Genomic DNA, 24,230 nt, shown 5'->3' with positions numbered 1-24,230 from the left:
CATGCATGTCGTCCCGGTTTTTTTGCGGCTGCAGCAGCTGGTGTTTAACAGGCAAGCTGGATACCTGAGTCAGCATACCTGGTGTGGTGGGGGTAGGGCAGCCGAGTGAGCCGCAGCAGTAAGGCAACACGGTGCGCGGCCTTATGCCTGCTCGTTACCCGGATATCTGCCGCGTTACTTCCAGACCGGATTGCTCCAGGCGCGCTTGCCATCTGCGCCAATCAGAACGACGCGGTACCAGGGGCTTTTTGCCAGCGGCGCCAGATCAATGCTGGCACGGGTAAGCCCGGTCGCAAACTGGTAGGCCATCAGGTAACCGGCGCCTACAACCAGAATGCCATTGACTGCAGAACAGCGCACATTCAGATGAGACGCGGTCGTTTCAATATCGTGAAATACCGGCCCCTGGGTGGAATAAAAACTGCCGGCTTTCAGTGCGGACACGATATCGGCCTGGTCCCTGCTGTCGGCTTTGAGCTCTACCCACGCCGCGCCAAAATCCGGCGACTTGAAATGCGCATCATCAACGGCAGTGGCCAGCATCGGGCGACCGCGATCGAGCAACCCGTCTAGCAGATAGGCGCCATCGCCCTTGTCGTGCATGAGCTGGCAACCGTGGTTGTAAATTTCCACCGCGTGTGCCGCATCAATGGTCAGCGCATCGGCCAGCGACAGGCTGTACCAGGCAGGATGCACCAGCGTAACGAAGGCGCCGGCATCGGCTGCGCGTCGGGCGATCGCAGGCCCGTCTTCACCCTCGCGCGTGGGTTCAAAATCATAGGGCAGGCCAATGGCGGTAATATGCCATAGCGCGCTGTTTTCCGTGCGCGGCACGTGCAGTTCGGCAGCGGCCAGCGGCGTAAACGTGTCCGACTGGAATTGCCGCGCATCGGTCAGCGGGAACTGATACGAGGGCAGAAAGTGATCTGTGAGGGCCAGGAAATCGTAACCCGATTCCTTGTATCGCCTGACCACTTCCCCGGTCGGCAGCATGCCGTCGGAATTGGTGGTATGGGCATGCAGATTGCCACGCAAAAATGTGCCTGGCCTGGAAAAGAGACTATCGAGCATCATGAAAATTCCTTTACGTTGTACTGTTCGATGTGCGCACTGACAGCATCGTAGTCAGGCATGACCCAGGTTGCGCCCGCGTCGTGCAACTGGCCGGCAAGCGCGGGAAGGGCATGGACGCCGCCGGTAAATCCAATGACCGGCATGCCTGCGGCCACTGCTGCGCGTACGCCACTGGGGCTATCGTCAATCACCAGGCAACGATGCGGCGGCGTCTGGTGCTGGTCGGCTGCATGCAGGAACAGATCCGGCGCGGGCTTGCCCTGGACGACATCGTCAGCGCTATAGGTGCGGCCGGCAAAATAGTGCGTGAGCTGCGTGGCATCGAATGTGAAACGCAGCCGCTCGTGGGAACTGTTGGATGCCACGCAGTAAGGCAGCGTGAGCCGCGCCAGCAAGGCAACCAGACCGGGCACCGGCGCCAGTTCCTGGCGAAATAGCTGTTCGGTCAGCTGCATCTTTCGCTGGGCAAATGCCGGTGGCAAGACCAGTTGGTATTGCTCATGGATGCGCTTGAGCCCCGCCTCGAAGGTGAGCCCCACCAGCAGATCGGCGACCTGCGCCTCGCTCAGGCTCAGGCCGAACTCAGCCAGTGCGGCGGCAGAGGCCCTGGTGGACAGTACCTCGCTGTCGACGATGACGCCGTCGCAGTCAAAAATAATTAGATCCAAAGAAGTATTGGTCATGGGATACCGGGCAAAATGGGGCGGCGCGTGGCCACCCCGGTTGACATAATTATTTTGCTAACAGGGCATTGGTCGCTTCAACCATCTGAGCGAGCCCGTCCTCGGGTGTAACCTTGCCGCGCATGACAGAACCGATAATGTCACGCTGTGTGCGCCAGATCTGCACCCCGTTATTGCCAGGGTAGCCGCCCCATGGGCTGGCATAGGCAATCTGCTTCAGGCTGGTTTCCCAGTTGGGATTTTTCTTGTAAAAATCGCCCAAATACTGAGGCTGCAGGGCCAGTTTGTTGGTCGGCATATAGCCCGAGCCCAGCACCGCTTCGGTCTGGCCCACAGGACCGGTGGCAAACTTGATGAACTTCCAGGCCGCGTCCTGGCGCTTCTGGTCTTTGGTCAGGATCATCATGGCGTTGCCGCCCGTGGGTACTTTGCCTGACTGTTTGTTCTCCAGCGGGAATACCGATGAACGCAGGGCAAAACGCGAACCGATCAATTCGGAAAATGCCTTGGCGCTATTGGGAGAAGCAAAAATAAAGCCCAGCCTGCCTGATACAAACTGTTGGCGCGATTGGTCAAAGTCACGCAAGGCCATGGCGCCGTCGGTAACAAAACTACGGGCCTTTTGCAATGCGGCCAAGCCGGACTGGCCGTTGAAGGCCACGGTTTTTCCATCCTTGTTCATAATGGGTGCGCCCTGTTCCATGATAAGGGCGCGCCAGAGCCAGTCGTCCGGCCAGGCATGCACGTCATAGGCCATGCCGTTAATGCCTTCTGAAGTCTTGGCGATTTTCGCGGCAAGTGCCATCAGGGAAGGCCAGTCTGTCGGAAATGCATCTGGGTCGCCACCGGCTTTTTTGACCAGATCAGCGTTGTAAAAAATGACCGGTGTGGATGCATTGAAGGCCAGTCCGTACTGCGTGCCCTCCACCTGGGCAAGCTTGAGCACGGACGGTTCGTAGTTGGTCTCAAGCCATTGGCCTTGCTCTTTGTCGATAAACGATTTGAGATCGACAGCCTGCTTGCGCCGCTGCAGCGCATGTACCATTTCGGGCAATAGATGAAAGCCGGAAAAGTAAACGTCGGGCAACTGCCCGGTCATCATGCTGCGCAGCACAGCCTGGTGCGCTTCGTCATAAGAAGGTGGCGACGCACGAAAGCGCACGACAATATCCGGATTCTCCTTGGTAAACGCCTGCGCGACTTTTTCATAGAAAGGATTATGACCCGGCCATGCGTGCATGGCATCCAGCGTAATGGTCTCGGCCTGAACCGCTACCGCGTACGCGCACAGGCTGCTGACTGACAGCCCCATCAATATCCGACAAACAGTTTTCATATCACTCGCACTCCAGAAAAAAACTTCCGACCCACTGGCCTGAAGCCGGCATCCTTACTTGACGCCTGTATTGGTCACGCCTTGAATAAAATGGCGTTGAATAAAAAGGTAGAGAATCATCAGCGGCAGCGTCACGATCGTTGCAGAGGCCATCAGGGCGCCAAAGTTGGCGCCAATCTCCGGATCGGCAAAGGATGCCAGTCCGAGAGGAGGTGTCATCAATTCTGCGTTGGTGATCACAATCAGCGGCCAGTAAAGGTCGTTCCAGTGACTGGTCACGGAAAAGACCGAGAAGGCGGCAATGGCCGGTTTGCTGGCGGGAACGACGATCTGCCAGAGGATGGCCATTTCGGACAGGCCGTCCAGTCGCGCAGCCTGCACGATATCTTCCGGGAAAATCTTGAATGATTGTCTGAACAGGAAGATCGCAAACACGGACAGGAAAAAGGGCACCATCAAGGCAAAATAGGTGTTGAGCAGGTCGGTTGCGGCCAGTCCCAGAAAGAGCGGAATGGCCGGCACCTGGATGGGAATGCACAAGCCAAGCAGGACGGCGCCGAACAGGATACGATCGCCCCGGAACCGGTAGCGCGCCAGTGCCCAGCCACACGGTATGGCGGTGGCAAGCTGCACCAGCAGCACACCGGCGCAGACGATCGCGCCATTGAGCATGTAGCGCAACAAAGGCGCATCGGTCAGGGCCGTGCGGAAATTATCCCAGCCGACAAACTGCTGGGGCAGCCAGCTGAACGATCCCGAGAAAACTTCCTGGGCGGGCCGAAAGGCCGTTACGATCATCCAGTAAAAGGGGAACAGCATGATAAGGGCCAGCACGAGCAATGTGCCGTGGCGCAAGCAGGATGATAATGTCAATTGTGATAATAGGCGGGCGCCATACCCTGTTTGCGGTGTCATAGGTAATGAACCTTTTTCTCGGTTAACCTGGTTTGCAGCCAGGACAGAACCAGAATGCAGGCCAGGAACAGCACAGTCATGGCTGCCGCACTGCCTGTGCGCAAATACTGGAACCCTTCCAGGTAAATCTGGTACAGGATGACTTCACTGGCTGCCTGCGGACCGCCCCGGGTCAGCACGGCAACGGTATCGAAGACCTTGAATGCGGTGATGCTGGAGGTCACGATCACAAACAGCATGGTGGGACCCAGCAATGGCAGGGTGACGGTAAAAAAGCGGTCCCACGGGCGATCGGCGCCGTCCACCCGGGCCGCGTCATAAAGGTCTTCGGGAATGGCCACCAGGCCGGCAATAAAGAGCACCATGTTGAAACCGGCCAGCTGCCAGATGCCGATAATGGCAAGTGAAATTAATACCAGCCCGGGATCGCCAAAGAATTCCATCTGCGGCAGGCCCAGCGCGTGCAGCAGCTGGTTGATCGGTCCGATCTGGCCGTGCAGCAGATACTTCCAGACGGTGGCCATGGCAACCAGCGTTGCCGTTACCGGCAGGAAAAACAGGCACTGGTAGATGCGGCGACCCTTGCCGACACTTTGCACCAGGACGGCCAGGAACAGGCCGCCTATGACTGAACCAGGAACGACCAGCAGGGTATAGGTCACGGTATTGCGCAACACATGCCAGAACTTGGCATCGCTCAGGACCGACACATAGTTGTCGACGCCGACAAAAGCCGTATCAGGCATGCCCAGTTCATAGTTGGTAAAACTGAGCAGCATCACAATAATGACAGGCAGCAGCATGGTGCTGAGCATGAGAAACGACGCAGGCATGGCAAACCACCAGGCCATGCTGTCGGGCCAGCGGCGTCTTTTTGCGGCGGCCCGTTCTGTCTGCTGTGCGGGCAGGGCGTGGCTGGTCATGTTCAGGACACGCGCTTGTGGATGGGTAGCACTGCGCAACTGGAGTACGCGGGTGCGATTCTGCTGCCTTGCGCATCGAACCAGAACGTCTGGGCCAGATTGACCTGCAGAGTCAGCCTGTCAGACCAGTTGCCACGGGTGCGCAGCCGGTCTACATCGGCAACCGGCGCTCTTGCCACTATTGGTTCGCCCGAGTGCAGATGGCGACAAAAAAGCAGGGCATCATGCCCGAGCACTTCCATGCGCTCGAATGTCGCGGAAAATCGGATTGCATTTGGCATATGGCGGCTCGACAGATCGGCAATACTCACGCTCTCAGGTCGAAAGCCCATATGGACCACGGCATCGGTGGCCGGCAATCGCAGGTCAATGGGTTCGCCTGCCAGGCTTGCGCCGTGCTGCGCATCAGCGGCAATTGCCAGCAGGTTCATTTCCGGGCTGCCGATAAAGCGGGCGACACGAATGTCCTGAGGGTCTTCGTACAGATCCCTGGGCGAGCCGACCTGCACGATAGTGCCATCCATGACGACAGCGACCCGGCTTGACAATGTCATGGCCTCTACCTGGTCATGCGTTACGTAAATAAACGTCGCGCCGGTGCGCTGGTGCAGGGCCGCGATTTCCGAACGCATATGTACGCGCAACCGTGCATCCAGGTTGGATAAGGGCTCGTCCATGAGAAAGACGTCGGGTTGTTTTACCATTGCCCTGGCCACGGCCACACGCTGGCGTTGTCCGCCCGATAGCTGCGAAGGCCTTGAGCCCAGCAGGTTCTCAAGCTGCACCTGGGCGGCAACGGCCGCCACTTCATGGTCAATCTGCTGGCGCAGCTTGCGACTGCCTGGCCAGAAGCGACCGAGCAGCGGCCACCTGGCCGGCGCGGGCAAACGCTTCATTCTCAAGGGGGTGGCTATATTCTGCGCAACGGTCATGTGCGGATACAGTGCGTAACTCTGGAAGACCATTGAAACCGGCCGCTCGCGCGCCGGGAACTGAGTGACATCGCGATCGCCAATATAAACGCGCCCGTTCTCGTGCGCAGTCAGGCCCGCGACAATGCGCAGCAGGGTGGACTTTCCGCAGCCGGAAGGACCGACCAGCGTAAGAAACTCGCCGGCGGCAATATCGAGCGATACCTTGGCAAGCGTGCGTTTCGTACCGTAGTATTTTTCGACGTGTTCAAGTCTGACTGAAGCGGCCATGATGACGATACCTGTCTGTTCCAAACAGCCGTCATTCTATTGGTTATTTATTTCAATATTATTTATTTATTACGGAGTTTTACTCCGTTTGTTGCTTTGGCGCCCTGCGTGAGACAGATCGGCAATCGCCATGGCAAGCAATTCGACCAGATAAATCTTGCTGATTGCAGGTGAAATATCTCCGCCAATGGTGAGCGGTTCAATCGGCACTGCCAGCAATACCAGATCTGCGGCCTGGGCAACCGGGCTGTTGACGCGCCCGGTGATGGCGATCGTTTTTGCGCCAGCCGAGCGGGCGCGTTTGAGAAATTCCACGGTATCGAGGGTGACGCCGCTTTCGGAAATACCCAGTGCCACACAATGCTTGTCCACATCGGTCATCACTTCGTGGGCCAGGACAGGATCCTGGAATGCCTGGGCGGGCAAGCCCAGCCGCATGAGACGGTAGGACACCAAATGGCTGACAAGCCCGGAGATCCCGGAGCCGAACACGGATATGCGGCGCGCCTTGACCATATGTACCGCAATGGCCAATAACTGCTCGGCATGCAGGGCGTATGCGGTTTTCTGCATACTGAGCGTCAGCCGTCTGAGCAGGGCGCTGTAGCGGTCTGCTTCGTTGTCGGTGTCCGTCGCAGCGCTGTGTTCATTGGCTGCGAGCTCGGCCATAAGCGCCAGCTTGAAGTCGCTAAAACCCTTGAATCCGAGCTGGCGGCACAGGCGCAACACGCTGGCCTGCCCGCTGTGAGTGTATTCGGCCAACTCTGCCACCGTCTGGTGAACCACTTTCTCCGGGTTGGCCAGGACATATTGGCCGACACGTGAAGAAACTTCACTCATCGTACCAATGGCGTTGGCCAAATGGACCAGCGGGGCTTTTTGTTCGTTAAGCATGATCATAAAACGGGTAACCTGGCTGGAAGGATCGTCGCGGCAGTGAGCGAGACCGTGGTCAGCGCATACGCGCCGGGCCGGAATATGGCCAATGCACCTACGCCAATGATCCAGATCATACACGGTCAATGTGATGGGAATGTGCAAGTATAGCCGAACGGACCATGTGGCAGGCAATGCGCCACGCCAGGTGCTTTCCTGTGCTTTCGCGGGCCCTGCGCGATGCGGTCCGTAATGAATTCAAACAGGAATCTACGTTTTTCCTGTGCCTGGCGCACGTAATCGGCGTTAATATGGCGTTTTCAATATCCATCTTCATTTTCATGATCTTTCAGTCGCGTTTGCGCGCCACAAGTGCCTCTTTGCAGCAGCTCAATTGGGTGCTGGCTTTGCTGGCGCTGGTGCTGGCGTGTTGCTGTGCCAGCCCGGTTTGGGCGCAGGAGAAGCAAACGCCGCCAGATGTGGCGCAGGTGCTCAAGCAGGCACAGGAGAAAATCGAGCCCATCAAAAAGCAGTTGGAGAAGATTGCCGATGCGCCATTGAATGATGCCGCGCTGTCGGAGATGCGTGAGCAGGCCCTCAAGACGCAGTCTGCCGTGGGTGATGTGGTGTCGGCACTGGCGCCTAAGCTGAAGGATGTACAGGAGCGTTTGGCCGAATTGGGTCCCACGGACGGGGCCGCACCTGAAGCGGCCAATATCAGCGAACAGCGTGCCGAACTGGGCAAGGAACGCGGCAAGCTGGATTCACAGATCAAACTGGCGCGACTGATCGGGGTTGAGGCTGAGCAGGCTGCCGAACAATTGAGCAAAGAACGGCGCGTGCGCTTTCAGGCGCAACTGGGCGAGCGCACGGCCTCTATCGTATCGGGCACATTCTGGGCTGATCTGACCCGCGAGTGGTCGCGCGATTCGAGCCGCACCCAACCCCTGGCCAACGAGCTGGCCGGGCTGCTGGACGCCGTGACGCCAGCCTTATGGCTTGGCGTTGCCGTTATTATTGCACTGATTGTCTCGGTGCGCCTGATTGCCGAAGAGCTGCTGCTCAAGGCCATGACCCGTTTCGTCGCACAGGGCCGCCTGCGACGGTCTTTGTATGCGCTGGTTGTGGTGCTGATGTCTGCGGTAGCCTACGGGTTGATGGCCGAAACGGTCAGAACCGGCCTGAGCTGGAACCAAAGCCCCACGTCCACGATGACCGAAATCCTGACCCATATGGTGGTTGTGTCCTGGTTCGGTGGCTTTGTGGCAGGACTGGGCAAGGCCTTGCTGGTGGCGCATCATGCCTCGTGGCGGCTGATTCCCATGCGCGACGATGTGGCGCTGAATCTGCGCTGGTTTCCGATGGTGCTGGCGACCATCATCAGCCTGGGCTGGTTTATTCAGGGCGTGTTCGCGACAGTGTATGCCAGCCTGGCGCTGACGGTGGCGTTCAACTGCATTATCTCGCTGACCACCAGTATTGCCATGGGCGTGACCATGGTGCGCTCGCGCAAGCGCTATGCGACAGAGACAGAGGCGGTACAGCGCAGCAACCAGATGACCATTCCGGGCTGGCTCAATGCGATCATCAGTCTGGCCGGTCTTGCATTGATAGTCAGCCAGATCGCGCTGCTGCTGGGTTTTGTCGCCCTGGGCACGGTTATTGTGCAGCAACTGGTCTGGATTTTACTGGTGCTGCTATCGGCCTATCTGCTGGCAGTGCTGATTGACGACGTGTGCACCGTGATGTTGATCGCCATCAAACGGCAGAATGGCCAGGAAGACGAGAGCACCTATCCGGCCATACGCAGCCAGTTGCTGGTACTGGCCTCGGGCATCGGCCGCCTGCTGGTCGTATTGCTGGCGCTGGCGCTTTTAATGGCGCCTTTTGGTGACGGTCCGACAGAATGGCTGCGCAATTTCTCGTTCCTGTATTCCGGCATCTCGCTGGGCGAGGTGCAGATTCGTCCCACCGCCATTCTGATTGCGCTGGCGGTGCTGGTGCTGGGATTTACGCTGGTCAAGATCCTGCAAAACTGGCTGACCGACCAGTATCTGCCTACGACCCGGATGGATGCGGGTATGCGGGCGTCGGCCGGCGCCTTGTTCGGTTATGCTGGTTATGTGCTGGCCGGCGCGATGACGCTGTCGGCGCTGGGCATCGGGCTGGAGCGGGTGGCATGGATTGCCAGTGCACTGTCCGTGGGTATCGGTTTTGGCTTGCAGGCCATTGTGCAGAACTTCGTCTCGGGCCTGATTTTGCTGGCCGAGCGGCCCGTCAAGGTGGGTGACTGGGTGTCGCTCAATGGCGCCGAGGGCGATATCCGGCGCATTAATGTACGGGCCACGGAAATCCAGCTGTGGGATCATTCGACAATGATTGTCCCCAATTCAGAATTGATTACCAAAGTGGTGCGCAATGTCACTCACGCCAGCCCCATCGGTCGCGTGCTGATCAAGCTGACACTGCCCCTGGGCACCGAACCGGCGCAAGTGCGGGATATCATTCTGGCGGCGTATCAGGCAAATGAAGACATACTGGATGAACCACGGCCGGATATCCTGCTGGACAGCATAGAGGCAACAGGGCTGGTGTTTATTGCCACCGGCTATGTCAACTCGCCGCGCATGGTGGCGCGCGTACGCAGTGCATTGCTGTTTGACATACTGCAGCAGCTGCATGAGACCGATATCGCCCTGGTGGCACCGGCCACCATGATGCTCAGGGAAGCGGCGGCTGCCCCGCAGAGCAAAACGCATTTTGAGGGCGGGCCGGATTAAGCGGTAATATTGAATGTGCGCATTGGTTTCACGCGTGCGCCGACGAGCAGAGTAAGAGCCCGTCTGGCGGGCCCGGCAGCCCGGATCCTGCCGCATGATCACTCGCATTATTCGTCCAAGTTTAATCAATCAGTCAGGCAGATTTTGATCCGCTGATTAACTTGCGCAGTATTGCAACCAATTGCTTGCGCTCGGTTTTACTCAGATTTTCCATAATTCCCGCTTCGTGTTCTTTGGCTACGTGACACAACTCGGCTGCCAGGGCCGTTCCCTTGCGTGTGTTGCGCACCATCGTCTGGCGCCGATCATCCGGCTCCTGCCTTCGCTCGATCAAACCATCCTGTTCCATACGAACCAGCGCCTTGCTTAGCGTGGGCTGTTTCATAACGGCGTGGTAAGCAAGATCAGTGACGGATTCTTCGTGATTATTGTGCAGGCACGCGAGCACGCGCCACTCTGTAACAGAAAGATCAGTCGTGTACAGGTACGTATAAAAGTCGGTTGAAACGGTATCGCTTGCGCGCCGCAACAAATATGCCAGATAGGTATCAATAAAGCGATTGGATTGACTCACGTCTGTTCTGCTCCGGAAGTAGATATTGCATGCACAAAATTAAGCATGTTTTGCTACGGTGCGTCATTTTAGTGCTTTACACGAAAATTATATTTCCTTCCTCAAATACTAGTAGTAGTACTGAGTGACTTGCCATGCTGCGTCCCTTTATTATGATCTCAATACATGAATTTTCATATAAATTTATTGACGTGCTTTTATTTTAAACTTAAACTAAATTAAGCCCTATGCAGTCACTATTGTGATTGTTGGGATCCACGGTCACCTGTCCTCGCCCACGGAAAGGAGCAAATGAATGGCAGAACGGTCCTTCAAAAAGGAAGTGCAGACGCTAAAGATTGGCGCTGGTGAAGAGTTTCGCGGTGAAGGCATACTGGCCATCACCAAGGCACTTTTGCAGTCGGGCGTGGGCTACGTCGCCGGGTATCAGGGAGCACCGATTTCGCATTTGATGGACGTGCTGGCTGACGCGGATGACATTCTGAGGGACCTGGGTGTTCATTTTGAGTCCAGTGCATCGGAGGCGACCGCTGCAGCCACGCTATCGGCATCTGTGATGTATCCGATCCGCGGCGCGGTAACGTGGAAGTCAACAGTGGGCACCAATGTAGCTTCGGACGCGTTGGCTAATCTGGCTTCGGGCGGCGTTACTGGCGGTGCCCTAGTCATCGTCGGTGAGGATTATGGCGAGGGGTCGTCCATCATGCAGGAGCGAACCCATGCCTTTGCCATGAAATCACAAATGTGGATGCTGGATCCGCGACCGAATCTTGCCTGCATGGTGAATATGGTGGAAACGGGATTTCGTCTGTCTGAAGCCAGCAGTACGCCTGTGTTTTATCAGGTTCGTATTCGAGGCTGCCACGTGCATGGCCGCTTTATCGCCAGGGACAACGTCAAACCGCCGTTTACGCTTGCGCAGGCGCTGGAAACCCCACGGCGTGATGCCGGTCGTATCGTATTGCCACCCGCCGCCTATGAACATGAACAGGAAAAAGTGCGCGACCGCTGGCCTGCCGCAGTCAAATTCCTTAAGGACAATCAGGTCAACGAGTTCTTTGACGGCAGCCGCCAGGACATCGGCATCATTGTGCAGGGTGGTTTGTACAACAACACCATTCGCGCATTGGGCCTGCTGGGAAAGGCTGATCATTTTGGCAAAAGCGAGCTGCCAATATATGTATTGAATGCGGTCTATCCGCTGATCAGCGATGAGGTGCAGGAGTTTTGCCGGGAAAAAAAAGCCGTGCTGTTGATAGAGGAAGGCCAGCCTGACTATATTGAACAGAATATTCACAGCATATTGCGCAAAGCTGGGATCGGGACGCCCTTGTCGGGCAAGGATGTATTGCCCATGGCGGGTGAGTATACGGTGCAAACGATCCGCGATGGCCTGCGTATCTTTCTGGATAATCTGCCTTCACAGCCGGCTTCGATGCCAGACCCTGAACCAGCATCAAAAATTGTGGTTGAAAAGCCGCTTGTTTTTACGCAGGTGCGGCGTCAGCAGCTGGCCGATATTATTCCGCCACGCCCGGCGGGACTGTGTACCGGTTGTCCGGAGCGTCCAGTGTTTTCTGCGCTAACACTGGCACAGGAAAAGTTGGGTGAACACCATATTTCCTGTGATATCGGCTGTCATCTTTTTTCCATTTTGCCCCCCTTCAATCTGGGTGCAACCACCATGGGGTATGGGCTGGGGGCGTCCAGCGCGTCTGCGTTCAACGTGAAGGCAAGCAAGCGTTCCATTTCGATCATGGGCGATGGCGGCTTCTGGCATAACGGGCTGACTTCCGGCGTCGGCAACGCCGTCTATAACAAGCATGATGGTGTGATTATCATTGTGGACAATTACTATTCGTCTGCAACCGGCGGGCAGGATGTCCTGTCGTCCCGGGCCAACAATGACAACCGCTCCACCAATCATCCAATAGAACAGGCGGTCAGGGGCGTGGGCGTCAAGTGGGTGCGAGTCATTGATCACACCTACGACGTATCAAAAATGCGTGCGCTGATTGAAGATGCGCTTACCTGTGCAGATACGGGCCCCAAGGTGATTATTGCCCAGTCCGAATGTATGCTGAACCTGCAGCGACGCGAAAAACCGGTGTTCAAAAAGGATGTAGCGCAAGGCGTACGCCGTGTCAGGCAACAGTTTGGAGTGGACAAGGATATCTGTTCTGGCGACCATGCCTGTATCCGGCTTTCGGGCTGTCCGTCGCTGACTCTGAAAGACAATGATAATCCTCTGAAGGATGATCCAGTCGCCCATGTCGAGAGCAGTTGTGTCGGCTGTGGTCATTGTGGTGAGATCGCCCATGAGGCAGTGCTGTGTCCTTCTTTTTATCGCGCCGATATTATTCATAACCCCAGCAAGAAAGATCATTTGTTTGGTAGCCTGCGTAGCAAGCTGATAGGTCGATTACAGCGGCGGCATCGTGAGCGCATTGAGAGCGACCGGATATGACTAGCACTGTGTCAGGCGCGAGCGTTGCCGAACCCCTAAAAATAGCCATTCTTGCCATGGGAGGGCAGGGCGGTGGCGTGCTGGCAGACTGGCTGGTGGATCTGGCAGAGCGCGCCGACTGGTATGCTCAAAGCACGTCTGTTCCGGGCGTGGCACAGCGTACCGGGGCTACGATCTATTACGTGGAGCTTTTTCCTCCACCCTGGTCCATGGAACAACCGCCGGTGCTTGCACAGATGCCGACGCCAGGCGATGTGGATGTGGTGATCAGCGCCGAGCTGATGGAAGCCGGGCGCGCCATTTTGCGCGGCATTGTGACACCGGACCGAACAACGCTGCTGACCTCGACACACCGCAGTTACGCCATTAGCGAAAAAAGCCACCCGTCTAACGGGATTGTTGATGCGGCGCAGGTTATGGCTGCAGGTAACGATACGGCGAAACAGTTTTATGCAGCTGATTTGCAGCGTATCGCCGAGTCCTGCGGCAGTGTGATCAGTGCCAGCTTATTTGGTGCTTTGGCAGCGACCGATGTATTGCCTTTTGCACGGGAGCAATTTGAAGAGACGATTCGCACGGGGAATGTGGGAGTCACTTCCAGCCTGTCGGCATTCGACGCCGGCTGGACTGAAATCCGGTCGGCACAGTTGCAGCGTAGCACCAAGTCGGCCAATGAGCGTTTCCCGGCGCTGCCGCAGAAAGCGGCCACGGCTGGCGGGCAGATCGTTTTGGACAATTTGCGCTCGCGATTTCCTGACGTTCTGCAGCCGGTCATTCTGGCAGGGGTACGACATCTGGTGGATTTCCAGGATTCAGATTATGCCAATGCATACCTGAGCCGCATCGAGCGGATACTCTCCCTTGACAGTGCCGCAGATGGGCCATTAAGGGGCTGGGCGCTGACCTGGCAGTTTGCTCGCTATCTGGCCACCGCTATGGCCTACGACGATGTCATCAAGGTCGCCGATCTGAAGATCCGGGATGCGCGGGTGCTGCGTATATCGAAGGAAGTGAGACTGGAGCAGGGGCAGATGCTGGATGTGGCAGATTATATGCATCCGAGGTTTGAAGAGGTCTGTGGCACCATGCCCGAGCGTCTCGGGCGCTGGATGGAGCAATCCTTTTTGCGCAACTGGACTGCCGCGCTTTTCAGGAAAGGGCGGCACATCAAAACCAGCCATTTGGGAGGCTATCTATTGTTGTATGCGCTGGCCTCGCGTAGATCAAAACGGACAGCGACGTTGCGGCATGCTCAGGAAATCGAATCGATCGATCAATGGACAAAGAAAATTGAAGCCGCACTTGAAACGGACTATGAGTTTGCCCTTGCCGTGGTCAAGTCACGCCGGCTGGTCAAGGGTTATAGCGATACCCACGCTCGCAGCAGCGGCAGATTCAGCCAACTGATGATGGCGGCTGATGCACTTTGTGGCAGGCAGGATGCGGCGGCTAAGTACAAGACGCTATACGACGCTGCCTTAAACGATGTCAAAGGCGAACGCCTGAAGGCGGCGTTGGCTGCCATGCCTACGGTATGACGGCATTGAACAGGAGACAAAATACAGTGGAAACGCTTCAGTTGCGGGTAACGGAAACGGAAGATCTGACCGCCCAGATTCGCAAGATTGTGCTGAAACAGGCTGAAGGGTTGCCGTTACCGGCAGCAAAGCCCGGGGCGCATATTCGTGTGCATATCGGTGGCGCTTTTGACGACACAAGGGCCTATTCGCTGTTGATGCTGAATGACCATAGCACAGATGCAGCAACTCATTTGCAATACGAGATTGCTGTCAAGCGTGAGGATGCCGGAAGCGGCGGGTCCCGTTACATGCATGCACTCAACGTGGGGGATACATTGGTGTGTGACCGGCCACGGCATGATTTTAAATTGGAGCCGCCAGACCAGACCTGTGCTGTGTTGCTCGCTGGTGGTATCGGTATTACCCCAATCTTTGCCATGGCGGGTGCACTCAGCCGAGAAGGGCGTCCATTTCATCTGCATTATGCCGGACGTGATAGATCACAGATGGCACTGCTTAACGAGCTTGCCGTCATCGCGGGCGAGAACCTGAAGATACATTTGGATCAGCAAGACTCGCAACTGGATATCAACGCCATATTACGGTCAATGCATGCCGATCAGCATTTATATGTATGTGGTCCGGCAGGCTTGCTGGATACCGTCCTTGCGATGGCAAAGCAGGCAGGCCTGCCTGCGACTCAGGTGCATTTCGAGCTGTTCAGCAATCCAGCAGTGAGCGCTAGTACAGACAGTTTCCAGGTCCGGCTGGCGCAATCGGGAAAAACATATGTGATTCCGCCCGGTAAAAGTATTCTGCAAGTATTGCAAGATCATGGCGAAGACCCGCTGTGCGATTGCTGCAGGGGTGAATGTGGGGTCTGTCAGGTTGGTGTGCTGGAAGGTGAGCCGGATCATCGCGATTATGTCCTGTCCGATGCAGAGAAGGCGCAAGGAAAGTTGATACATATCTGTGTGTCGCGGTCGAAGACGCCAATGCTAGTGCTCGATATGTAGTGCCGGTTGTTGCGGTTCTTCGCTGCGTTGCAGTGATGAATGCATTGGCCGCAGTGGAACAAAACGTATCTGATGGAGTGAAAGGATAATGTCAGTCAGAAAGTGCGCAAACCATTACAAGATGAATCCTGAAGCCGTGCAGGCGCTGGTTCGCGAGCGTGAGGTGCATCGGGATCTTTACATTGATGAAGAAATCTTTGATCTGGAAATGGAGCATCTTTTTTCATCGACATGGATCTTTGTCGGACACGAAAGCCAGATCCCGCAGGTGGGCGATTACTATACAACGACCGTCGGAGACGAACCGGTTGTCATGGTGCGACACACAGATAAGACTATCAAGGTGCTTTATAACCGTTGTCCGCATCGTGGGGTAAAGGTCGCTGGCGATGTCACTGGAAATACCGGAAAATTTTTTCGCTGCCCCTATCATGCCTGGACATTCCGCACCGACGGGAAAATTTTAGCGATTCCGCTCAAAAGCGGCTATGAGAATGTCGGGTTTGATACCTGCGATGCCGCCAAAGGGATGGTCGCGATTGAAAATGTGCACGATTATCGTGGATTCATTTTTTGCCGGTTAAGTACAGAAGGCGTGTCATTTGAGGCTTTCTTCGGGGAATCGCTATCGACTATCGATAATATGATTGACCGTTCACCGGAAGGTAAATTGCAGGTGGAAGGGGGAATATTTCGCTATGTTCACAACTGCAATTGGAAAATGCTTGTGGACAATCAGACTGATACCTGTCATCCCATGGTGGCGCATGAATCGTCGGCCGGTACAGCAGTCCATGTTTGGAAAGAAGCGCCCGAAGGTACACCCAAACCAATGTCGGTGGAACTGTTTGCTCCATTTATGTCTTCATACGAATTTTTTGACAACATGGGTATTCGGGTATGGGAAAACGGCCACGGTCATACGGGGGTGAGCGATTCGATTCACGCTGCCTATTCGGATATTTCGGGTTACTGGGATGCCATGGTTGAGGCCTATGGCCAGGAGCGCGCCGCACAAATTTTGGGTGATGTCCGCCACAACACCGTGTATTTTCCCAATATTCTGGTCAAGGGGCCAATACAAACTCTGCGTCTATTCAAACCACTTTCAGCCGCAACAACAATGGTGGAATCCTGGACGTTCCGGCTGGTGGGCGCACCGGATCTGCTGTTTGAACGCAGCCTGATGTACAACCGGTTGATCAATGCGCCAACCTCTGTGGTTGGACATGATGATCTGGAAATGTACGAACGGTCTCAGCAAGTGTTGCACGCGCGCAGCCACGAATGGGTCAATTTTGCGCGGCTGTATGAGTCGACCGAAGCTGCGCAGCGCAATGTGGTTACCCGGGGCACCAGCGAATGGCAAATGCGCAATCAGTACCGGGCGTGGCTGCGTTTTATTCAGCCAATGCACAATGTCGGGGTGGTACATGACTGAACAGGATTTGATCGATTTTGTGTATCACGAGGCTCAACTGATCGATGAGCTTCGCCTGGAAGAATGGGTGGCTCTTTTTAGCGATGACGGTTATTACTGGATGCCCCTGCAGCGCGGCCAGACGGATACGCGATTGCAGGCGTCGCTGATGTACGAGGATAAGCTGCTGCTGAAGGTCAGGGCCGAGCGCTTGACCGGGAAACGCACGTTTTCGCAGCAACCAGTGAGCTATTGCCATCATCTGCTACAGAGACCGCAGATCAGACACAATGATCAGGCGCACGATCCGCAGAAAGGCGTCTATGTGGTGCGAACCGCATTTCATTATATCGAGACCCGACAGGACGATCAGCGTTTGTATGCCGGTTGGTCGACGCATACACTGGTAGACGAAGCCGATGGCTTGCGCATTCGCTTGAAGAAAGTCGAACTGGTCAACCCCGATGCAGCCTTTGGCAGCATTCAGTTGTTTATGTGAGCGCGCAGTGATTCCACAGACCGCCCAAACTGTTTATGACGCTTTCGCACTGACTGCACAGGCCAACCCCGACAAGCCCTTTCTGATGGTATTGCCAGAGACCGCCCGCAAATACGGCACTGGTGCTGGCCAGTTCAGCTATGGCGAGGTGCTGACGCAGGTGCATCAATGGCGTGATGCCTATTGTTCGGCGGGCTATGCGGCGGGAGACCGGGTGGCATTGCTGCTTGAGAACCGGCTGTCTTTTTTTCTGCACTGGTTCGCCCTGAATGCACTGGGTGTCTCGGTCGTGCCCGTGAATGCCGATCTGCGTCTGGCAGAGTTGCAGTATCTGATCAGCCATTCCGAAGTCAGTCTTGTCGTTGCCATTGAAAGCCATCACGGTCTAATGCGTGAAGCCAGCGCCGCTGCCGGAATGTCCGTACCGGTGAAATCTCCGCAAGACCTGCCGCCTGCGCGACGCAATGACAAACGTGATAACCGCAAGCCGGGGCAGGATACGGAGTGCGCCTTGCTGTATACATCGGGAACGACAGGGCAGCCCAAGGGTTGTGTATTGTCGAACCAATACTTTTTGCATGCTGGCCAGTGGTATGCGAGAGCAGGTGGTCTGGCCAGTATTCGGGTGGGTCAGGAGCGAATGCTGACGCCCCTGCCTCTGGTGCACATGAATGCGATGGCCTATTCAGTCATGTCAATGGTGCTGACCGCGGGTTGCCTTATTCTGCTGGACCGCTTTCACCCCCGCTCCTGGTGGTCATCGGTCAGAGCGAGTGGCGCCACTATCGTACATTATCTGGGTGTCATGCCTGCCATACTGGACAAGTTGCCTGCTTGCCCACAAGACCGGGACCATTGTGTGCGTTTCGGTTTTGGCGCCGGTGTGGATAAAAAGCTCCACGCGGACTTTGAACAACGCTTCGGTTTTCCGCTGCTGGAAGCCTGGGCAATGACAGAAACCGGTGCCGGAGCAGTCATTATGGCAAACCGTGAACCTCGCTTTGTGGGCACCAGTTGTATTGGAATAGAGGGGAAAGACGTCAGGGTCAGCATTGTCGATGAGCAGGGGCGCGAGGTTCGAGCAGGCGAGCAGGGCGAACTTTGGGTGTGTCACGCAGGTGCCAATCCGCGCTTCGGTTTTTTTTCGCACTATCTGAAGGATACGGCTGCCACTGAGGCTGCCTGGCAGGAAGATTGGTTTAAAACCGGGGATATCGTTCGCAGAAACGAGGATGGCTATTTGGTTTTCGTGGATCGCAAGAAAAACGTGATCCGCCGCAGTGGCGAAAATATTGCTGCTGTCGAAGTGGAGGGCGCTTTGGCACGCCACCCGATGGTTCAGGCTGTCTCGGTTGCTGCAGTTCCCGATGAGGTTCGCGGCGATGAGGTGCTGGCCTGCATTGTCCTGTCGTCTTCTGTGTCTGATCGCGATGACCCCGTGGCGCTGGCTGGCGAGCTGGTGACCTGGTCTTTATCACAATTGGCCTATTACAAGGTTCCAGGCTATGTGAGTTTTGTGAGCGAGCTTCCCTTGACAGCGACCAATAAAATACAGCGTGGTGCCCTGAGCAAACTGGCGTTTGAGTTGATTTGCAGCGGACAGGCCATCAATACCTGTCATTTGAAAAAACCGGGGGGGCGGGCATGAAACGGCCTGCTTCCTATGACGGCGTTGTTCTGACCGTGCCGGTAACAGTCCCTTACGTCCGGTATTCGATCGAGAGTGCGCACTATTGGTTGGGACGCTCGTTAAAGGGCCTGCTCGATGGCGCCGGCTTGTTACTGTCTGAGATTGACGGGCTGTGTGTCTCCAGCTTTAGTCTGGGGCCGGATTCTGCGGTGGGTCTGACCCAGCATTTCGGTGTGTCGCCTCGCTGGCTGGACCACATTCCCATGGGCGGTGCCAGTGCGATTGTTGCGCTGCGCCGTGCCGCCCGAGCAGTGCAGGCCGGTGACGCCAGCGTTGTTGCAGTCATTACTGGCGACACCAACCATGTGGATTCCTTTCGCAGGACACTCGGGCAGTTTTCCCGCTTTGCACAGGACTCCACCTATCCGTATGGCGCAGGCGGGCCTAATGCCAGTTTCGCGCTGCTGACACGTCACTATATGAATACGACCGGCGCCACTCGTGAGGATTTCGGCAAGCTTTGTGTAGCCCAGCGTGACAACGCCCTGCGTTATCCGCCTGCACTGATGAAAAAGCCGCTGACGCTGGATGATTATTTGCAGGCCCGTCCGATAACCGAGCCGATTCATCTGTTCGATTGCGTCATGCCTTGTGCCGGTGCCGAATCGTTTCTTGTGATGCGCGAGACGCAAGCGCGCAGCCTGGGGCTAGATTTCGTACGTGTTCTGGGCACTATAGAGCGGCATAATGGCTGGCCTGACGATGTTATTCAGTCGCAAGGCGGGTGGACGCTCGATTGCGATTCGTTATATGACCAGGCAGGGGTTGGCGCAGAGGAGATGGATTTTTTGCAGGCTTATGACGATTATCCGGTCATCAATATGATGCAGTTGGAGAATCTGGGCTTTTGCCAGGCGGGTGGCGGACCTGAATTTGTCCGTGCCAATTCCTTTACTGTGGACGGTTCATGTCCTCTCAATACTTGCGGTGGGCAGTTGTCCGCAGGGCAGGCGGGCGCAGCCGGAGGCACGCTGGGTATGAATGAAGCCATCCGGCAATTGACCGGACGGGCGGGTAGCACGCAGGTTGAACGAGCGCGCATCGGCATGGTCAGCGGGTTTGGAATGATTAATTACGACCGCGGACTATGCACAGCAGCCGCCATTTTGCAAAGCGGAGCGTCGATATGACTGATCGCATACGTAAACCGCCACGGAAAAATCCAGTTGAGCGCTCCCGCCAGACGACATTGCCTCCGGCTATGCGCAGTCGCACTTTCCATGGCATGACGCGCGCGGCGGCAGAAGGAAAATTTGAATTGCAAGTGTGTTGTGATTGCCAGCGGGTTCAGTATCCTCCACGTGACGCTTGTGGCTATTGTCTATCGCACCGCCTGCACTGGACTGCAGTGGACTGCAGCGGCATCTTGGTAGCAACAACGGTTTTGCATCACAGTAATGATGTCTATTTCCGAGAGCGTCTTCCCTGGCGCATCGGTACAGTAAAAATGACCGCGGGCCCCGTGGCGATTGTCCATGTGCATTCCGACTGCAAAGAGGGTGAGCCGGTGCAGCTGGACATGAAACTGGATAAAAGTGGCAACGCGACCCTGGTTGCCTTACCCCGGTTGTTACCTCCTCACTATCAGGATGACCCAATGATGCGCGAAATGACCAACGATGTAACGTTCCGGCGTGTGCTGGTGACCGATGGTAAGTCGGCCTTGGGCATGGCCATGATAAAGGCCTTGCTGCAGACCGATGCATCGATCATCTTTGTGGGAGACTCGCAGCCATGGCGACCATCGTCCACCTTCAATACCCTGCTGACCGACAGCAGAATTCAGGTTCACGCCATGGACGTCACAGACTCAGATTCCCTGGAACGGGTTGCTGCTGAAATTGGCGGCAAGGTGGACATCTTGATTAACACGGCTGATCTGCTGCGCGAAGGAGGCATGCTGGGCACCAGCAATGTCAGCGCTGCACGTGACATGTTTGATGTCAGTTGCCTTGGGTTGCTCCGCTTGGCCCAGCAATTTGGCGGGGCAATGGCGGCTCGGGCCGCAGACGGTGTCAACAGCGCATCGGCCTGGGTAAATATATTTTCGGTTTACGCCTTGGCCAGTCTGCCCAATCGAGGCGTATGGTCTGCCGCTCAGGCCGGTGGCCTGTCGCTGTCCCATTGCCTGCGCGCGGAGATGCAGATGGCCGGCATCAGGGTCGTGAATGTATTTACCGGCCCGGTGGATTACGAATGGGAGCAGACGACCCCGCCGCCACGGGTCGCACCGTCCCAAATTGCCCGGCAGATTGTCCAGGCGCTGGCAAACGGGCTGGAAGATGTTTATGTCGGCGATGTGGCAAATGATATCAGGGAACGGCTGCGCAGTAATGCCAAGGCGCTGGAGCGCGAACTGGCCGGCGGCAATTGAGACTGACAAAGGAGAGCACGATGACTGTATTGGTAGAACTGATGGGAGCACTGGCCTCGGGGAAAGTGAAAATTGTTGATTTGACGGAAACGCTGACTCCGGAGTTTCCGACGATTGTGCTTCCTCCGGAAATGGGACAGGCATGGCCGTTTCGCATCGAGGAAATTTCACGTTATGACGAACGTGGTCCGGGTTGGTACTGGAATAATTTTTCGTGCTCCGAGCACACAGGGACCCATTTTGATGCGCCTGCGCATTGGGTCAGCGGCAAGGATCAGCCCGACAATACCGTGGACACCATTGATCCGCAGGCGTTCATTGCCCATGCCTGCGTAATCGACTGCTCGGCAGAGTCGGCCGTGTCTGCCGACTATCTGCTGACCATCGACAAAGTGCTCGAATGGGAAAAAGAGCATGGGAAAATTGCCGCCCGATCCTGGGTATTCATGCGTACCGACTGGTCCAAGCGGGAAAAGCCGGCAGCGTATTTGAATATGCAGGACGATGGGGCTCATTCGCCGGGGCCAGATGCACAGGTGGTTCCCTGGCTGATTCGGGAGCGCGATGTGCATGGGTTTGGCACCGAGTCGGTGGGAACAGACGCGGGTCAGGCGCAGCATCTGGATCCTCCATTTCCCTGTCATTACTTCATGCATGGCAATAACCGCTACGGGTTGCAGTGCATGACCAATCTGGATCAACTACCACCCAGCGGAGCGATGATATTTTCTGCCCCCTTGAAAATACGCAGCGGCTCGGGTAGCCCCTTGCGGGTACTGGCGTTGGTCGAACAGTAGCTTTATTTGAACAGCCAGGGTGCACAGAAGAAAAATAATGACAAACGAAATACACAGGAGTAAACAGGGATGGAACGCGAAGTCGCAGTCGTAACGGGAGGTAGCGCGGGTATCGGCGCTGCCATATGCAACTCGCTGCTTGAGCGGGGCATGGAGGTGATTTCGCTGGCGCGGCGTTCGCCCGAGTTCAGCCACCCCCGGTTGCAGACCAGGAGTGTGGATCTGCTCGATCGCGGGGCGGTCAGGGAGGTCGCGCGCGACGTAGCCGACACTTACCCGGTCAGTCATTTTGTGCATAACGCCGGGGTTATCCGCCCTAATCTGATTGAGCAGGTGAGCGACGAAGACATGGATGCGCTTTCACAGCTGCATTTGACCAGTGCCCTGACATTGACCCAAGCTTTTATCCCGTCCATGAAAAAAAACAAGTACGGACGGATTGTATTGATTTCGTCTCGGGGTGCGCTTGGCCTGCAGACACGCACCGCTTACGCAGCCACTAAGGCCGGGATGATTGGGATGGGACGAACCTGGGCGCTGGAGCTGGCAGGATTTGGCATTACGGTTAATGTGGTGGCGCCCGGACCGATAGCGTCGGACATGTTTTACGACGTGATCGAACCGGGCAGCGAGCGCGAAAAATCCCTGGCAGCGGCTATTCCGGTGGGTCGTATCGGCATGCCGGATGACGTGGCCCAGGCAGTGGCATTTTTTTGCAGCGCTGCATCCGGTTTCGTGACCGGGCAGGTGCTGTATGTGTGTGGTGGCAGCAGCATCGGTTCCATCACTATTTAAGGCCCCGCCGATTTCAGGTGTGTTTATCTGAAATCGTGGATTCATTTGTTTTTTGATCGTCGGTTTGCATGACGGTCAAACAGGAGGAACTATGAAGCTGCTGTCAACTATTGTGTTCGCTGTGGGTATGTGTGCGTCGGTGGACGCATTTGCAAAAACCGTCACTGTCGGATTTATTTCGTCATTGTCGGGGCCGATTTCGTCCCTCGGTATTCCATACGCGAATGGAGCGATTGCCGGGCACAAGGCGATAGGAAAGTCAGCGGATGCCGATATCAAACTGATACGCCTGGATGATGCATCTGATCCCGCTACGGCGGCGCGTAATGCCCGCAAGCTGATCAATGAAGACCAGGTTGATGTGCTGATGGGAACATCAGGCGTACCCGGTACGATGGCCATCGCTGCTGTCGCGAACGAAAGCAAGGTGCCGTTCATTGCCATATCGCCGGTAGCCAATGTGTCGCCGGCCACTGCTCAATGGATGGTGAGTGTCGCTCAGCCAACCGAGCTGATGATCAATGCCGTGGTAGATCATATGAAAGCCCATGGTGTGAAAACCGTGTCCTACATCGGGTTTTCGGATGCCTGGGGGGATTTGGCCCACGACGCATTGAAAAAGCATTCGGCGCAGGTCGGCATAGAACTGCTTAATGACGAACGTTATTCACGTACTGATGCGTCGGTGACCGGTCAGATATTGAAGATCCGTGCGAAAAAGCCCGATGCCATTCTGGCGGGGACCTCGGGTACGCCTGCAGCACTGCCTTATCTGGAGCTGAAAAAACTCGGCTACAAAGGCAAAGTATATGGTACGCATGGTTTGATCAATAGTGATTTCATTCGAGTTGTGGGTAAAGCAGGCGACGAAATTCTGGCGCCGACGGGGCCGGTGACTGTTGCTGAACAATTGCCGGATACCAATCCGGTAAAGAAAGTGGCACTGGCCTACCGCGAGGCATTTCAGGCGGCCTTCCCCAAGGGGTCACCAGACGTCTTTTCGGCCTGGTCCTACGACGCATGGCTTTTGCTGGTCGCGGCGACAGCCGAGGCACAGAAACATGCGGAACCTGGAACCCCGGCCTATCGACAAGCCGTGATGGATGCCATTTTCAAGACACACGAACTGGCAGGTACCCACGGCGTATATAACTACAAACGCGGTAGTCCTTTCGGAACGGATGAACGGGCCCGGGTCGTGGTCAAACTGCGAGATGGTAAATGGAAGCTGGAAAACGAGTAAACAGCGTTCTGGCTACACAAATGTGGCAGGACCGAATAATACATAG

General features: G+C 56.1%; 20 protein-coding genes. 12 read left to right on the top strand and 8 right to left on the bottom strand.

The window, feature by feature from the left end:
• Positions 1-174 precede the first annotated feature (174 nt).
• From ACTIKR_RS02035 to ACTIKR_RS02005, 7 genes are all read right to left on the bottom strand, one after another.
• Entirely contained in the window at positions 175-1,074 is a 900-nt protein-coding gene (locus ACTIKR_RS02035; protein WP_226817011.1) for a CehA/McbA family metallohydrolase, read from the bottom strand.
• On the bottom strand, positions 1,071-1,757 hold the full coding sequence (locus tag ACTIKR_RS02030) for an HAD family hydrolase (RefSeq protein WP_193089219.1): 687 nt from the start codon (positions 1,755-1,757) through the stop codon (positions 1,071-1,073). The genes ACTIKR_RS02035 and ACTIKR_RS02030 overlap by 4 nt, the downstream gene beginning before the upstream one ends.
• A 49-nt stretch (positions 1,758-1,806) precedes the next feature.
• The gene (locus ACTIKR_RS02025) at positions 1,807-3,093 is read right to left on the bottom strand and encodes an ABC transporter substrate-binding protein (RefSeq protein ID WP_193089220.1); all 1,287 of its coding nucleotides are present in this window, start codon (positions 3,091-3,093) and stop codon (positions 1,807-1,809) included.
• A gap of 54 nt (positions 3,094-3,147) precedes the next feature.
• Positions 3,148-4,008, bottom strand: coding sequence for a carbohydrate ABC transporter permease (locus ACTIKR_RS02020; protein WP_226817013.1), 861 nt, complete (start codon positions 4,006-4,008; stop codon positions 3,148-3,150).
• Positions 4,005-4,931 (bottom strand): carbohydrate ABC transporter permease, encoded by a 927-nt coding sequence (locus tag ACTIKR_RS02015; protein ID WP_226817015.1) that lies wholly within the window; start codon positions 4,929-4,931, stop codon positions 4,005-4,007. The genes ACTIKR_RS02020 and ACTIKR_RS02015 overlap by 4 nt, the downstream gene beginning before the upstream one ends.
• A 2-nt stretch (positions 4,932-4,933) precedes the next feature.
• A complete protein-coding gene (locus tag ACTIKR_RS02010) occupies positions 4,934-6,133 on the bottom strand; it encodes an ABC transporter ATP-binding protein (RefSeq protein WP_193089221.1) in 1,200 nt (399 codons plus the stop codon).
• A gap of 69 nt (positions 6,134-6,202) precedes the next feature.
• Entirely contained in the window at positions 6,203-7,033 is an 831-nt protein-coding gene (locus ACTIKR_RS02005; protein ID WP_193089222.1) for a MurR/RpiR family transcriptional regulator, read from the bottom strand.
• A gap of 194 nt (positions 7,034-7,227) precedes the next feature.
• On the opposite strand from ACTIKR_RS02005, the gene ACTIKR_RS02000 reads away from it, so the two are divergent.
• On the top strand, positions 7,228-9,789 hold the full coding sequence (locus ACTIKR_RS02000; RefSeq protein ID WP_442327014.1) for a DUF3772 domain-containing protein: 2,562 nt from the start codon (positions 7,228-7,230) through the stop codon (positions 9,787-9,789).
• Positions 9,790-9,922: 133 nt separating this feature from the next.
• On the opposite strand, the gene ACTIKR_RS01995 is transcribed toward ACTIKR_RS02000, so the two are convergent.
• A complete protein-coding gene (locus ACTIKR_RS01995) occupies positions 9,923-10,363 on the bottom strand; it encodes a MarR family winged helix-turn-helix transcriptional regulator (protein ID WP_193089224.1) in 441 nt (146 codons plus the stop codon).
• Between the two features lie 295 nt (positions 10,364-10,658).
• Here ACTIKR_RS01995 and ACTIKR_RS01990 point away from each other — a divergent pair, with 295 nt between their 5' ends.
• From ACTIKR_RS01990 to ACTIKR_RS01940, 11 genes are all read left to right on the top strand, one after another.
• Complete coding sequence (locus ACTIKR_RS01990) at positions 10,659-12,830, top strand: indolepyruvate ferredoxin oxidoreductase subunit alpha (RefSeq protein ID WP_193089225.1); 2,172 nt, start codon at positions 10,659-10,661, stop codon at positions 12,828-12,830.
• A complete protein-coding gene (locus ACTIKR_RS01985; protein WP_193089226.1) occupies positions 12,827-14,368 on the top strand; it encodes an indolepyruvate oxidoreductase subunit beta family protein in 1,542 nt (513 codons plus the stop codon). The genes ACTIKR_RS01990 and ACTIKR_RS01985 overlap by 4 nt, the downstream gene beginning before the upstream one ends.
• Before the next feature lie 26 nt (positions 14,369-14,394).
• Positions 14,395-15,366 (top strand): PDR/VanB family oxidoreductase, encoded by a 972-nt coding sequence (locus ACTIKR_RS01980; protein ID WP_193089227.1) that lies wholly within the window; start codon positions 14,395-14,397, stop codon positions 15,364-15,366.
• 88 nt (positions 15,367-15,454) lie between these two features.
• Positions 15,455-16,807, top strand: coding sequence for an aromatic ring-hydroxylating dioxygenase subunit alpha (locus ACTIKR_RS01975; protein WP_193089228.1), 1,353 nt, complete (start codon positions 15,455-15,457; stop codon positions 16,805-16,807).
• Complete coding sequence (locus ACTIKR_RS01970) at positions 16,800-17,285, top strand: aromatic-ring-hydroxylating dioxygenase subunit beta (protein ID WP_226817017.1); 486 nt, start codon at positions 16,800-16,802, stop codon at positions 17,283-17,285. The genes ACTIKR_RS01975 and ACTIKR_RS01970 overlap by 8 nt, the downstream gene beginning before the upstream one ends.
• 7 nt (positions 17,286-17,292) lie before the next feature.
• Positions 17,293-18,933, top strand: a complete 1,641-nt coding sequence (locus tag ACTIKR_RS01965) for an AMP-binding protein (protein ID WP_370540230.1) — start codon at positions 17,293-17,295, stop codon at positions 18,931-18,933.
• Positions 18,930-20,105, top strand: coding sequence for a thiolase family protein (locus ACTIKR_RS01960; protein WP_193089231.1), 1,176 nt, complete (start codon positions 18,930-18,932; stop codon positions 20,103-20,105). Before ACTIKR_RS01965 ends, ACTIKR_RS01960 begins: the two co-directional genes overlap by 4 nt.
• A complete protein-coding gene (locus ACTIKR_RS01955; protein ID WP_193089232.1) occupies positions 20,102-21,349 on the top strand; it encodes an SDR family NAD(P)-dependent oxidoreductase in 1,248 nt (415 codons plus the stop codon). Before ACTIKR_RS01960 ends, ACTIKR_RS01955 begins: the two co-directional genes overlap by 4 nt.
• Before the next feature lie 20 nt (positions 21,350-21,369).
• Positions 21,370-22,146: a cyclase family protein gene (locus ACTIKR_RS01950; protein ID WP_193089233.1), complete on the top strand. Its 777-nt coding sequence runs from the start codon at positions 21,370-21,372 to the stop codon at positions 22,144-22,146.
• Between the two features lie 69 nt (positions 22,147-22,215).
• Positions 22,216-22,941, top strand: a complete 726-nt coding sequence (locus ACTIKR_RS01945) for an SDR family NAD(P)-dependent oxidoreductase (RefSeq protein WP_193089234.1) — start codon at positions 22,216-22,218, stop codon at positions 22,939-22,941.
• Positions 22,942-23,032: 91 nt separating this feature from the next.
• Positions 23,033-24,184: an ABC transporter substrate-binding protein gene (locus tag ACTIKR_RS01940; protein WP_193089235.1), complete on the top strand. Its 1,152-nt coding sequence runs from the start codon at positions 23,033-23,035 to the stop codon at positions 24,182-24,184.
• The last annotated feature ends 46 nt before the right edge of the window (positions 24,185-24,230 follow it).

It is taken from the genome of Advenella sp. (assembly GCF_052108595.1).
Lineage (GTDB): Bacteria > Pseudomonadota > Gammaproteobacteria > Burkholderiales > Burkholderiaceae_B > Advenella.
This window is presented reverse-complemented; position numbering and strand designations above follow the sequence as displayed.